The organism is Ruegeria sp. BG8, from assembly GCF_056538325.1.
Window position 1 is genome coordinate 562,957 of the sequence record NZ_JBQFSZ010000001.1, and the last position, 12,088, is coordinate 575,044.

The following is a 12,088-nucleotide window of genomic DNA, read 5'->3' on the forward strand; positions in this document are numbered from 1 at the left end:
AGCGCCCGATTTGGATGCCTACTTATTACTCACCTTCACGTGACGCTGCCCACTTGGGGGTTGAGCGCATTCTCTGATAACCACAGTATTGGCGGCAACCCGATACGTAAGGAACTACCATGCCCACCGAACGCGTTAACTTTGCCGGCCACGACGGCAATCAGCTTGCTGCGCGCCTAGATCTGCCGGACGGGCCTGTACTGGCGACTGCATTGTTTGCGCATTGTTTTACGTGCTCAAAAGACATTACAGCGGCCCGCAGGATCGCCGCACGACTTGCGGCGATGGGCATCGCTGTGCTGCGGTTTGACTTCACCGGCCTTGGGCATTCCGAGGGTGAATTCGCCAACACGACCTTCACATCCAATGTCGAAGACCTGATTGCCGCTGCGCACTACCTGGCCGGGCGAGATATGCCCCCGGCTTTGCTTGTTGGCCATTCACTGGGCGGGGCGGCCGTCTTGCGTGCCCGCGCAGGTATCCCCAGCGTCAAGGCCGTGGTCACCTTGGGTGCGCCCTTCGATCCGGGCCATGTTTCCCACCACTTCGAAGACGCCTTAACCGAAATCCAGGAAGCAGGATCTGCCGAAGTCTCATTGGGAGGTCGACCCTTCCGTATTGGCAAAGCCTTTGTGGACGACATTTCACAAGCTGCACTGACCCCCGCGATACAGGAACTGAAAGCTGCCCTGCTGATCCTGCACGCCCCTTTGGATGAAACCGTCAGCATCGACAACGCAAGTTCGATCTTTATGGCTGCGAAACACCCCAAAAGCTTTGTAACGCTGGATGATGCCGATCACCTGATTACCCGCGCCACGGACGCCGAATATGCGGCAGACGTCATCTCAGCCTGGGTGACGCGTTACGTGACGCTCTGCCCTCCTGCCCCGCCGCCGGGTGCTCCGGAAGGTGTTGTGCGCGTGACTGAGGCTGATCCCAACGGCTTTTTGCAAGACGTCCAATCCGGCCCCCGTCACCATGTCGTCGCAGATGAACCGGCGTCATATGGCGGCACTGATCGGGGCATGTCCCCATACGGGTTTGTCTCGTCAGGTTTGGGGGCATGCACCTCGATGACCATCCGCATGTACGCCCGTCGAAAAAGATGGCCGTTGACCGGTATTATGGTCGATGTCTGCCATGACAAGGTTCACGCACAAGACGCGGGTCTGGTGAGTGATGCGAAGGTCGATCTGTTTCGCCGGAAAATCCGTCTCGAAGGCCCACTGGATGAGGAACAGCGCGCGCGTCTGTTAGAGATCGCCGACAAGTGCCCTGTACACAGGACACTTGAAGGCACTGCAAAGATCACGACCGAACTGCTGTCTTAACCCCCTTAACGCCGTGGAGACGGGCGATGGATCGGCGGCCGCGCAGCCGGTGGGCGCGCAACGGGTGGGCGTGGCCGCGCCGGTGGTTTTGCCACAGGCGGTCTTGGGCGCGCAGGCGGTTTCCCAACTGGCGGCTTGGGTCGCACAGGCGGTTTGCCTTCGGGCGGCCGGGGGCGATTGGGACGGTCCACATCAATGTCTACGTCAACATCGTGATAATAGTCGTTCCACAGCAACGAGTCGTAGAATGGATCGTAGCCATAACCGACACCCACCGTTACGCCGTCGCATGCGGTTATCGTGAAACCAGCAATTCCCATTCCTAGGGCGAGGATGGACCGTTTGATCAGTTTACGTGTCATCTGCCCCTCCTTATCGCGCAGACCGGAACGAGGCGAAAACCGCGTTCAGATCGTCCACATAAGCCGGGTCTGCGCCGTCTCGTAAGACCGCGACGGCTACGGCGACACGGTCACCGGGCAGATCGATAACGGTGGCGGTGAAGTTCACGCCACGCCCCTCTCGGCTTCCTGTGCCTCGGACCACGCGTGCGGGCAGTCCTCCAATGCTTAGTGAAACGGCTTCAGAGACCTCGGGATCTTTAACCAGAAACTTATCGACGTCCTGCAGATAGCGCAGCCCACCTTCGATCGATGCCACTCCTGCCGGGGATACGAATCCGATCCAGACGTTATCGTCTGTCAAAGGGCGCACCCCCATGACACGAGCCACAGCGCGCGGATCCTCCAGCTCAGTGTCTTCAATCTCACGCGGCCCGCCGGTGCGAACAGCCCAGAAGTCCGGGACCGAGAAACTGAACAACGCGCGCCCGCCATCCGTGTAGGTCACAGGCGTTTCAGCCGAAGCTGGCGCAGCCATCAACAAAGCCGCTGCAATAGCGGCGCATGTGGAACTCAAACGAAAAAACATATCATGATAACCTGTTGTTTCTGTTGCATCAGAGTGGACCTTGGCAAACGGCTTTGTCCAGTGCTGTCGTGAAACAAAAAACCCGCGCCAGGATCGCTCCGGGCGCGGGTAAGATTGTTAAGTCTGGCTGGAAATCAGGCGCGGGCGTCGCCGACCAGTTTCCACAGGCCCGGGATCAGCAGAGCAGCCAGAACCAGCTTGATAGCATCACCCACCAGGAACGGCGTCAAACCCCATGCCAGGATAGGTTGATCCCAGCCGTACAGCTGACCCAGCCACAACAGGCCCGGCAAATAGATCGCAACATTCGCCAGAACCAGCGCAACTGCCATCTTGCCGATCGAACGATCCCAGCCACGCGCGGCCAGAGCTCCCAGCAGGACGGTCGCCATCAGGTAACCGACGAGATAGCCGCCAGTTCCGCCCATCATGTAAGTCAGGCCGAATTTCTCAGCCGACGAGCCGGCAAATACATCAAAGCCCAAAGCACCAATCAGCAGATAACCCAGCATGGTGACCAGACCCAGACGCGCACCATAGGCGGTACCGATGGTCAAAACGGCAAAAGTACCCATTGTGATTGGGACCGGCCACATCGGCACTTTGATTTTGGCGGCAACGGCCAGAGCCACGATGCCCAGCGCGACCAGGATCGCCTGCTTGACACGCAGCGCTGTACCCTCACGCGGGCCAAATGCGTTGGCCAGTACGTTTGCATTCATCTTCACTTCTCCCACTTCGGATCGTAATTCTGCGACAGCAATGCCCTGTCAGAGCGGTTTCTGCAACATGATTACGCTATCGCAGAGCGTACTTCGTGTCCATTTCATAGGATTTTCGGGGACCTGCTACGATCCATCGCACGTTCCAGATCGGCCATTGCCCGAAATCATACACCACATCATAGCTGTCCGGCGCGCAATCGTGATGATCGGTCGCTTGCGGCGTGCCAAGCTTCAGGGTGTGAAAAAACCGGCCATCCTCAAAGTAAACGGCTATCCCGTCATCGCTATCGCGCCAGAAATAGCGGCGCGTGCCTTTCATCTCGGGTTGCCCCGGTATGCGCAAAGACACCTCTTCGTCATACACAAGGCCGTCCTCGGCCTGATACAGGCGCGCGATACCCTCGGCGTGCACATCGTGCCCTGCCCGCGCGTCCCGGATCGTGCGGGTCAAGGCCCAGTCCCCTTGGAAATCAGAAAGGCAGGTTGGCAAACTCATTCTGCATACCTTCCATCGGTGCGACCCCCGTTATCATCGATAAAGCGGATGATGTCCCCTGCGCGATGCACGTCGTAGCACGCCCACAATGAGGACGGAGGCCAGACCGAGCAATACTGATCATCACGCACCGCCCAGCGCCCGGCACTGGGACGGCCAGAGAAATACTGGGTTGCCCCTGACGCATCAAAGGTCTGCCAAACGCCGTCTCCGTACCCAAGTTTTGCACCGGTCAAGGCCGCCGTAATCTCAGCCCCCGTCAAAGGACGAAACGCATCGGCCATCGTAGTGGTGGGCCAAAGGGCTAAAATCAGGGCAAACCGTCTCATCATTGCACTCGTGCCTTGTTCCCTTGCGCGGGTGGGTTTAAACCGCGCCGCATCGTCCTCTGCCAAATCACAAAAAGGTGCAGCTGCCAATGATTCCGCGTTATTCCCGCCCCGAGATGGTTTCCATCTGGTCGCCCGAAACCAAGTTCCGCATCTGGTTCGAGATCGAGGCGCATGCCTGCGACGCCATGGCTGATCTAGGTGTGATCCCGCGCGAAAACGCCGAGGCCGTGTGGAAGGCCAAGGATGTCGAATTCGACGTAGCCCGCATTGATGAGATCGAAGCCGTCACCAAGCACGACGTCATCGCATTCCTGACCCATCTCGCCGAGCATGTCGGCAGCGAAGAGGCGCGTTTTGTTCATCAGGGCATGACCAGCTCGGACGTGTTGGACACTTGCCTGAACGTACAACTGACCCGCGCTGCTGACTTGTTGATCGCAGACCTCGAAGGTCTGCTGGCCGCCCTGAAACGCCGCGCGATCGAACACAAGGACACCGTCCGCATCGGCCGTAGCCACGGCATCCACGCCGAGCCCACCACCATGGGTCTGACTTTCGCGCGCTTTTACGCCGAGATGGACCGCAACCTGTCCCGCATGCGCGACGCCCGCGCCGAGATCGCAACCGGCGCAATCAGCGGCGCGGTCGGCACCTTTGCCAATATCGACCCGGCGGTCGAAGAGCATGTGTGCGACAAGCTGGGTCTCGTGCCCGAACCGATCAGCACTCAGGTTATCCCGCGCGACCGTCATGCGGCCTTCTTTGCGACCTTGGGCGTCATCGCCAGCAGCGTTGAAAACATCGCCATCGAAATCCGCCATATGCAGCGGACCGAGGTGCTGGAAGGGGCCGAGTTCTTTTCGATGGGTCAAAAAGGCTCGTCGGCCATGCCACATAAGAAAAATCCGGTCCTGACCGAGAACCTGACCGGCCTAGCCCGTATGGTCCGTGCCGCCGTTATCCCGGCGATGGAGAACGTGGCACTTTGGCATGAACGCGATATCTCGCACTCCTCAGTCGAGCGCATGATCGGGCCGGACGCTACGATCACGCTGGATTTTGCGCTGGCCCGCCTGACCGGCGTGATCGACAAGATGCTGATCTTCCCTGAAAACATGATCGAGAACATGAACAAGTTCCCCGGTCTGGTCATGAGCCAGCGCGTTCTACTGGCTCTGACCCAAGCGGGCGTCAGCCGCGAAGACGCCTATGCCATGGTTCAGCGTAACGCGTTGAAGGTTTGGGAACACCGCACCGATTTCAAAGAGGAACTGCTGGCTGACGCTGACGTCACTGCTGCCCTCAGCCCAGCCGAGATCGAAGAAAAATTCGACCTCGGTTACCATACCAAGCATGTCGACACGATTTTTGCGCGTGTGTTTGGCGAATAAAAGCCTCCCGCTCAAATAGTTGCAGGGACCCGGATCGCGATCAGTGCTCCGGGTCTCTGTTTTTGAATTTCAGGTCAAATTCGGATATGATGATTGCATAGTTCCATTCAGGAGACGCAGGATGATCCGTACAATTCTATGCTCATTAGCTCTTGTCAGCTCGACCACGGCTGCTTTGGCGTGCAATGCCCACACCGAACAGACGCAATCCTGCGCCCCAGGAACCTACTGGGATTCCGAGACCCATAGCTGCACAAAAATTGTTAACAGCTAAATGTTTCTTTCCTACTCGTGAATAAAAGCGAGCCTCTGGTTGTTAGCTTTCTATCGGATCGCACTATGATTGATCAGAGCAGACTTGAGAACGGAGTAGGAAAATGCGTCTCGTACTAGCTTCAGCCATTGCCATTCAGGCATTTGCTTTCGCGCCGGCCGTGCACGCCGCTGGCGGTGGCGGCAGTAATAACCCGCCAAAGACGACCAACACGACAAAGAAGTGCCTGTTTGGTCGGGTATATGACAAGGATCGTGGTCGCTGTGTTAAACCCAGCACGACCAACTTTACCAATGACGAGCTGTACCAAGCCGTGCGCGAACTGGCGTATGACGGTCAGTACGAGAACGCGCAAAGTATCCTGCGCATCATGGATCAGGACGATGACCGCGTACAGACGTACTGGGGCTTCACCTTCCGCAAGATGGGTGAATTGACGCTGGCAAACATGTTCTATCAAAACGCAATTGATGCGAACCCGGATAACATTCTGGCGCGCTCATACATGGCGCAGGGTTTCGTCGTCGAAGGCAAAACTGATCTGGCCATCGAGCAGTGGCGCGAAATCAAAGCGCGTGGCGGTGAAGGGACATGGGCCGAAGCGTCGCTTCGCGAAGCGATCCGCACCGGGTTGACGTTTAACTACTAAGCTTCAGCTTTTCTTTACCCGACTCTCCGTAATCTGCCTGTGGGACAACAACTTGGCACCACAGGCAGATGCAGGACTCAAACACTTTGATACAGGTGGCTCCGGGGCATGCAGCACCCGTAGCTGACAACAGCGACGATGGGCCTCGGGTCGTTCCACGTTCGCTAACAAGTCGCCAGAAGGCAGCAGTGGTTGTTCGCCTGCTGCTGAACGAAGGCGCTGACATCCCATTGGAAGACCTTCCTGACGCATTGCAGGAAAAGCTGACCCACCAACTGGGGCAAATGGGTCTGGTTGACCGCGTGACACTTGACGCGGTTGCTGCCGAGTTTGCCGAGGCGCTGGATAGCATCGGCCTGTCCTTCCCACACGGGTTAGCCAGCGCGCTCGACGCCGTAAACGGGAAAATCGCGCCCGCAACTGCTGCGCGGCTGCGTAAGGTCGCAGGGGTTCGGCAGATCGGAGATCCCTGGCAACGTTTGAGAGAGATCCCAGCAGAAGATCTTGCCGAACTCGCACAGGCAGAAAGTACCGAAATAGCGGCTGTCCTGCTCTCTAAACTGGACACTGCAAAAGCTGCGCAATTGTTGGGCAACCTACCCGGCCCCGTCGCCCGTCGCATCACGTACGCTGTGTCAAAAACCGCCAATGTCACACCCGAAGCGGTTGAGCGGATTGGTTGGTCATTCGCTGCCCAACTGGACCAACGGCCCCCAACGGCCTTCAGTGATGCGCCCGGTGCCAGAGTTGGGGCGATCCTCAATCAATCGGCAGCATCGACTCGCGACGGACTGTTATCCGCATTGGACGAAGAGGATTCGGATTTCGCCAGTGTTGTCCGTCAGTCTATTTTTACCTTTGCTCATATCCCGACACGCATTCAGCCGCGCGATGTTCCGGCCATCCTGCGCGGCGTCGAACAACCCGTCCTTGTCACTGCACTTGCAGGTGCCGCTACTGAGGGTGACAAGGCGTCCGTCGAATTTCTATTAGCCAACATGTCTTCGCGGCTGGCCGACAACCTGCGTGAGGAAATGCAGGAGCGTACACCTGTAAAACAAACAGACGCCGAAGCTTCAATGTCTCAGATCGTCGGTGCGATACGAGCCTTGGTGGATGAAGGCGCCATTACACTGATCGAGGATGAGAGCGTCGAATAGAAACCGTTCCGCAAGAATTGCGGCATGTTGCTCAGGGTGCTTGTGGTTGCGAGTTCCCGAATGTATGTCTGACCGGCAATTCGCAACAGCCGCCGAGACCTTCTGATGCCCGTTGAAAAGTCTGAACTAAGCCGATTTGAGCTTGGCAAATACTATGTAACCGGTCTGTTCCTCAAAGGTGTCATCGGGGCGATGCGTCTGCTCCCGTACGAGCGTCGCATTGGTGCCATGGGCGCGATCGTCAGGGGGCTTTCTCCGCTTGTCGGTTTCACCAAACGCGTGCGCAGCAACCTTAAGCTTACCTGCCCGGACCTTACAGAAGACGAGGTGAATCGTATTTGCCGCGCGGTTCCCGACAATGCCGGGCGCGCCATTATGGAGCATTTTTCGCCCGAAGGTTTCACCCAGCGCCAAAGCACGGCAAAAATCTCTGGCCCCGGGATCGCAGCATTCGACGCCGCGGTTGCCGAGGGTAAACCCGTGATGATGATCACAGCCCATTTTGGCCACTACCTTGCAGCACGCATTGCGTTGCAGGCCCGCAGCGGACAACCTATCGGGTGTTTGTACCGGCGTATGGCGAACCCGTATTTCAACGACATGTATGTCGATGCGTTCTACAAAACCGGAGCCCCAATGTTTGAACAAGGGCGGCGCGGAATGGTCGAAATGGTCCGCTCGCTCAAAAAGGGTGGCATCATCGCAATCGTTTCGGACTTGCACGCCCATGGCGGCGAAGAGCTTATGTTCTTTGGAAAGCCCGCGGTGACATCAGTCCTGAACGCGGAATTGGCCATCAAATATAAAGCCGTCCTGATCCCATGCTATGCGGTTCGTCAGCCGAACGGGGTGGACTTTGAAATCGTTCTGCACGATCCCGTGCCACACACCGATGCGAAAACCATGACGCAATTTACCAACGATGACCTTGAAGCCATGGTCAAAAAGCACATGGGACAGTGGTTTTGGATTCACCGTCGGTGGAAATACTGGAATGGGCTGGGCGTTCGACCAGAGGATATGCCCTGATCACTTAACGCGCGTGGCCGCTACGATATGGCCATGTCCAACCCATTGAACCATGACGACAGCCGGCAGGTCAGACGCAAGCGACACTGAGAACTGCTCTGGATCAGTCCCGTCCCATTGCCCTGCCATCTGCCAGGATTCCACGACGTTTGCATAATCCAGTTCATGCCCTGCCAATTCGCCACGGCGGATTGAGGCGTGACGCAGCGGTGAGTATTGCACGACCCGAATATCGTACGCGCCATTGGCTGAATCGTTCAGCGGCGTGACGTCGACCGTTACCTCGTTGCCGTCGCGTGCCGCGGTCACAGACACCTTAGGTTCGGCATTCAGGTGGGAGTCGATCAGTTGGTTCAGCTCCAGCGACTGTGCGCCCACAACATCCTGCTGTCCGTTAATGACCATCTGTGGGGTATAGATCATGGAACGCCCACCGCTGCGGGCATAAGCACGCTGACGCACAGTGTGCCCCGGATCGGCGTATTCATCTTCCCAACCAATGTAATCCCAATAATCCACATGCAACGCCAAACCGATCACATCGTCGCGTTTCGCCAGATCATGCATGATCAGGTCTGCGGGGGGACAGGAGGAACAACCTTGCGAGGTGAACAATTCGACAACGACCGGGTCATTCTCGGCCACTGCAGCAGTTGCCATAAACAAAGAAACAAGCGCGGTCGTGGTAACGGTTTTGAACATGTTCGCTCTCGGATTTTCGTGGGATACTCGTTCTGTTTACGCGGATATCCCCTCAACCTCCAATCAAGGTTTCTTGAGAGGTGGAACACCTCAGATGTCAAAAATGTGTGCAATGGTATACAAATATTTGACTACGTTTCGCACAGAACCTTGAAACAAAGGCTTGCGTGATGCAGATATCACTCAGCGAACCCCACTATCCAAGTTATTTGAGAGGGAGGCCATTACATGCCCATTACAGTCGGACAGGACACTGCCAAAACACGCCGCAGCCTGAGCGTGAACGGAAAAACCATTGCCTATTATTCGATTCCCGCAGCTCAAGAAGCTGGACTGGGTGATTTCTCGAAACTGCCAGCCGCGCTCAAGGTGGTACTCGAGAACATGCTGCGTTTCGAAGATGCAGGTTTTTCAGTCTCGGTCGACGATATCAAGGCCTTCTCCGAATGGGGTGCGAATGGTGGTAAAAACCCGCGCGAGATCGCGTACCGCCCTGCCCGCGTGTTGATGCAGGATTTCACCGGAGTTCCGGCCGTGGTGGACCTCGCCGCGATGCGGGATGGGATCAAGGGTCTGGGCGGCGACGCACAAAAGATCAACCCGCTGAACCCGGTTGATCTGGTCATCGACCACTCGGTCATGATCGACGAATTCGGCAACCCGCGCGCGTTCCAGATGAACGTGGACCGCGAGTATGAGCGCAACATGGAACGGTATCAGTTCCTGAAATGGGGTCAGAGCGCGTTCAACAATTTCCGTGTTGTTCCCCCTGGCACCGGTATCTGCCACCAGGTGAACCTGGAATATCTTGCCCAAACGGTTTGGACAGACAAAGACCAGAACGGCGAAGAAGTCGCCTATCCTGACACGCTGGTCGGCACGGACAGCCACACCACCATGGTCAACGGCATGGCCGTTCTGGGCTGGGGCGTCGGCGGCATTGAGGCCGAGGCCGCGATGCTGGGTCAGCCAATCTCGATGCTGATCCCCGAGGTTGTCGGCTTTGAGCTGACCGGGGCGATGGTCGAAGGCACCACCGGCACCGACCTGGTGTTGAAGGTCGTCGAAATGCTGCGCGAAAAGGGCGTGGTTGGTAAATTTGTTGAATTCTACGGCGAGGGCCTGGACCGTCTGCCGCTGGCTGACCGCGCAACTATTGCCAACATGGCCCCCGAATACGGTGCGACCTGCGGGTTCTTCCCAATCGACGGTGAAACCCTGCGCTACATGCGCAATACCGGCCGCGATGAAGATCGGTTGGCTCTGGTCGAAGCCTATGCCAAAGAGAACGGCTTTTGGCGGGATGAGAACTACGCGCCGATCTACACCGACACCCTTTCGCTGGATATGGGCACCATCGTACCCGCCATCTCGGGGCCGAAACGTCCGCAGGATTATGTTGCACTAACGGATGCCAAGGCCGCCTTTACAAAGGAAATGGCCGAAACCTTCAAACGTCCGATGGGCAAAGAGGTTGCAGTCAAAGGCGAGGACTACACACTGGATTCGGGCAAGGTTGTGATCGCTTCGATTACGTCCTGTACGAACACGTCAAACCCATACGTGATGATCGGCGCGGGTTTGGTGGCACGTAAGGCCGCTGCGCTGGGTCTGGATCGCAAGCCTTGGGTCAAGACCTCTCTCGCACCGGGATCGCAGGTTGTGTCGGCCTATCTTGAGGCCGCCGGTCTGCAGGAAGATCTGGACAAGATTGGCTTTAACCTTGTTGGCTATGGTTGCACGACCTGTATTGGCAACTCGGGCCCGATCCAGAAGGAACTGTCCGAAGCGATTGCCGAAGGCGATCTGGTCGCCACTTCGGTTCTGTCGGGCAACCGCAACTTCGAAGGGCGGATTTCGCCAGATGTACGTGCCAACTACTTGGCGTCTCCGCCTTTGGTGGTTGTCTATGCTCTGGCCGGTACGATGGATATCGACGTGACATCGGAACCGATTGGACAAGATAAGGACGGCAATGACGTCTTCATGAAGGACATCTGGCCCACCCAAAAAGAAATCGCCGATCTGGTCGAGGCCACTGTAACGCGCGAGGCGTTCCAGTCGAAATATGCGGACGTGTTCAAAGGCGACGAGAAATGGCAATCGGTGGAAACCACGGATGCCGAAACCTATGACTGGCCGCCGACCTCGACCTATATCCAGAACCCACCTTACTTTCAGGGAATGGGCCCCGAGCCGGGCACAATCACCAACATCGAAGGTGCCAAGGTTCTGGCGATTCTGGGTGACATGGTCACGACCGACCACATCTCGCCCGCTGGGTCTTTTGCAACCACTTCTCCGGCCGGCCAGTATCTGATCGAACGTCAGGTCCAACCGCGCGAGTTCAACTCTTACGGTTCGCGCCGCGGCAATCACGAGGTCATGATGCGCGGCACCTTTGCCAATATCCGCATCAAGAACGAAATGCTGGACGGCGTCGAAGGCGGCTATACCAAGGGACCGGATGGCGCACAGACGTCGATCTACGACGCGTCCATGGCCTATCAGGAACAAGGCACGCCGCTGGTCGTCTTTGGTGGCGAGCAATACGGCGCCGGGTCTTCCAGGGACTGGGCAGCCAAGGGAACTGCGCTGCTGGGTGTCAAAGCGGTTATCGCCGAAAGCTTCGAGCGTATCCACCGTTCGAACCTGGTTGGTATGGGTGTGATTCCTTTTGAGTTCACGGGCGGCGACACCCGCAAGTCGTTGGGTTTGAAAGGGGATGAAACCGTTTCGATCCATGGTCTCGACACGATCCAGCCCTTGCAGGAAGTGCCCTGTACCATCGTTTATGGGGACGGCACCGAAAAAACCATCACCCTGAAGTGCCGGATCGATACAGCACCCGAGATCGAGTACATCGAAAACGGCGGCGTGCTTCATTACGTATTGCGTAATCTGGCCAAGGCGGGCTGAAACAGCGCAAAAGGGCACATATCACATGTGCCCTTTTCCTGCGTACGGTTGGGAATGGAAACCGGCACTGTGGAATGCCCTTGAATTTACGCCGCAGAAACGTGATTTTCTCTGATGTGCCTATACCGCACCGCGTTTTTGCAAAGC

General features: G+C 57.1%; 12 protein-coding genes. 6 read left to right on the forward strand and 6 right to left on the reverse strand.

Going from position 1 to position 12,088, the window contains the following annotated elements; genetic code table 11:
* Positions 1-119: 119 nt before the first annotated feature.
* Positions 120-1,334: a bifunctional alpha/beta hydrolase/OsmC family protein gene (locus ACR0DG_RS02850; RefSeq protein WP_480694108.1), complete on the forward strand. Its 1,215-nt coding sequence runs from the start codon at positions 120-122 to the stop codon at positions 1,332-1,334.
* 5 nt (positions 1,335-1,339) lie between these two features.
* On the opposite strand, the gene ACR0DG_RS02855 is transcribed toward ACR0DG_RS02850, so the two are convergent.
* The 5 genes from ACR0DG_RS02855 to ACR0DG_RS02875 form a co-directional block, all read right to left on the reverse strand.
* Positions 1,340-1,696 carry a hypothetical protein gene (locus ACR0DG_RS02855; protein ID WP_480694110.1) on the reverse strand — a complete coding sequence of 119 codons (357 nt, stop codon included), beginning with the start codon at positions 1,694-1,696 and terminating at the stop codon, positions 1,340-1,342.
* Between the two features lie 10 nt (positions 1,697-1,706).
* Positions 1,707-2,264 (reverse strand): hypothetical protein, encoded by a 558-nt coding sequence (locus tag ACR0DG_RS02860; RefSeq protein WP_480694112.1) that lies wholly within the window; start codon positions 2,262-2,264, stop codon positions 1,707-1,709.
* Between the two features lie 134 nt (positions 2,265-2,398).
* Entirely contained in the window at positions 2,399-2,986 is a 588-nt protein-coding gene (locus ACR0DG_RS02865) for a biotin transporter BioY (protein ID WP_480694114.1), read from the reverse strand.
* A 76-nt stretch (positions 2,987-3,062) separates the two neighbouring features.
* Positions 3,063-3,485: a DUF6314 family protein gene (locus tag ACR0DG_RS02870; RefSeq protein ID WP_480694116.1), complete on the reverse strand. Its 423-nt coding sequence runs from the start codon at positions 3,483-3,485 to the stop codon at positions 3,063-3,065.
* Complete coding sequence (locus ACR0DG_RS02875; RefSeq protein ID WP_480707030.1) at positions 3,482-3,814, reverse strand: hypothetical protein; 333 nt, start codon at positions 3,812-3,814, stop codon at positions 3,482-3,484. Before ACR0DG_RS02875 ends, ACR0DG_RS02870 begins: the two co-directional genes overlap by 4 nt.
* A gap of 89 nt (positions 3,815-3,903) precedes the next feature.
* On the opposite strand from ACR0DG_RS02875, the gene purB reads away from it, so the two are divergent.
* The 4 genes from purB (at position 3,904) to ACR0DG_RS02895 (ending at position 8,320) form a co-directional block, all read left to right on the forward strand.
* A complete protein-coding gene (gene purB, locus ACR0DG_RS02880) occupies positions 3,904-5,208 on the forward strand; it encodes an adenylosuccinate lyase (protein ID WP_480694120.1) in 1,305 nt (434 codons plus the stop codon).
* 377 nt (positions 5,209-5,585) lie between these two features.
* Positions 5,586-6,131 carry a tetratricopeptide repeat protein gene (locus tag ACR0DG_RS02885; protein ID WP_480694122.1) on the forward strand — a complete coding sequence of 182 codons (546 nt, stop codon included), beginning with the start codon at positions 5,586-5,588 and terminating at the stop codon, positions 6,129-6,131.
* 68 nt (positions 6,132-6,199) lie between these two features.
* The gene (locus tag ACR0DG_RS02890; RefSeq protein WP_480694124.1) at positions 6,200-7,291 is read left to right on the forward strand and encodes a flagellar motor switch protein FliG; all 1,092 of its coding nucleotides are present in this window, start codon (positions 6,200-6,202) and stop codon (positions 7,289-7,291) included.
* 105 nt (positions 7,292-7,396) lie between these two features.
* Positions 7,397-8,320: a lysophospholipid acyltransferase family protein gene (locus tag ACR0DG_RS02895; protein WP_480694126.1), complete on the forward strand. Its 924-nt coding sequence runs from the start codon at positions 7,397-7,399 to the stop codon at positions 8,318-8,320.
* Here ACR0DG_RS02895 and ACR0DG_RS02900 read toward each other — a convergent pair whose 3' ends face one another.
* Positions 8,321-9,022, reverse strand: coding sequence for a DUF1223 domain-containing protein (locus ACR0DG_RS02900; protein WP_480694128.1), 702 nt, complete (start codon positions 9,020-9,022; stop codon positions 8,321-8,323). It lies immediately after the preceding gene.
* Positions 9,023-9,250: 228 nt separating this feature from the next.
* On the opposite strand from ACR0DG_RS02900, the gene acnA reads away from it, so the two are divergent.
* Positions 9,251-11,941, forward strand: a complete 2,691-nt coding sequence (acnA, locus tag ACR0DG_RS02905; protein ID WP_480694130.1) for an aconitate hydratase AcnA — start codon at positions 9,251-9,253, stop codon at positions 11,939-11,941.
* Positions 11,942-12,088: the final 147 nt, after the last annotated feature.

Excerpts from the sequence above, each read along its gene's own strand:
- ACR0DG_RS02850 (WP_480694108.1), top strand. The coding sequence starts at position 120 with ATGCCCACCGAACGCGTTAACTTTGCCGGCCACGACGGCAATCAGCTT.
- ACR0DG_RS02855 (WP_480694110.1), bottom strand. The coding sequence starts at position 1,696 with ATGACACGTAAACTGATCAAACGGTCCATCCTCGCCCTAGGAATGGGA.
- ACR0DG_RS02860 (WP_480694112.1), bottom strand. The coding sequence starts at position 2,264 with ATGTTTTTTCGTTTGAGTTCCACATGCGCCGCTATTGCAGCGGCTTTG.
- ACR0DG_RS02865 (WP_480694114.1), bottom strand. The coding sequence starts at position 2,986 with ATGAATGCAAACGTACTGGCCAACGCATTTGGCCCGCGTGAGGGTACA.
- ACR0DG_RS02870 (WP_480694116.1), bottom strand. The coding sequence starts at position 3,485 with ATGAGTTTGCCAACCTGCCTTTCTGATTTCCAAGGGGACTGGGCCTTG.
- ACR0DG_RS02875 (WP_480707030.1), bottom strand. The coding sequence starts at position 3,814 with ATGAGACGGTTTGCCCTGATTTTAGCCCTTTGGCCCACCACTACGATG.
- purB (WP_480694120.1), top strand. The coding sequence starts at position 3,904 with ATGATTCCGCGTTATTCCCGCCCCGAGATGGTTTCCATCTGGTCGCCC.
- ACR0DG_RS02885 (WP_480694122.1), top strand. The coding sequence starts at position 5,586 with ATGCGTCTCGTACTAGCTTCAGCCATTGCCATTCAGGCATTTGCTTTC.
- ACR0DG_RS02890 (WP_480694124.1), top strand. The coding sequence starts at position 6,200 with ATGCAGGACTCAAACACTTTGATACAGGTGGCTCCGGGGCATGCAGCA.
- ACR0DG_RS02895 (WP_480694126.1), top strand. The coding sequence starts at position 7,397 with ATGCCCGTTGAAAAGTCTGAACTAAGCCGATTTGAGCTTGGCAAATAC.
- ACR0DG_RS02900 (WP_480694128.1), bottom strand. The coding sequence starts at position 9,022 with ATGTTCAAAACCGTTACCACGACCGCGCTTGTTTCTTTGTTTATGGCA.
- acnA (WP_480694130.1), top strand. The coding sequence starts at position 9,251 with ATGCCCATTACAGTCGGACAGGACACTGCCAAAACACGCCGCAGCCTG.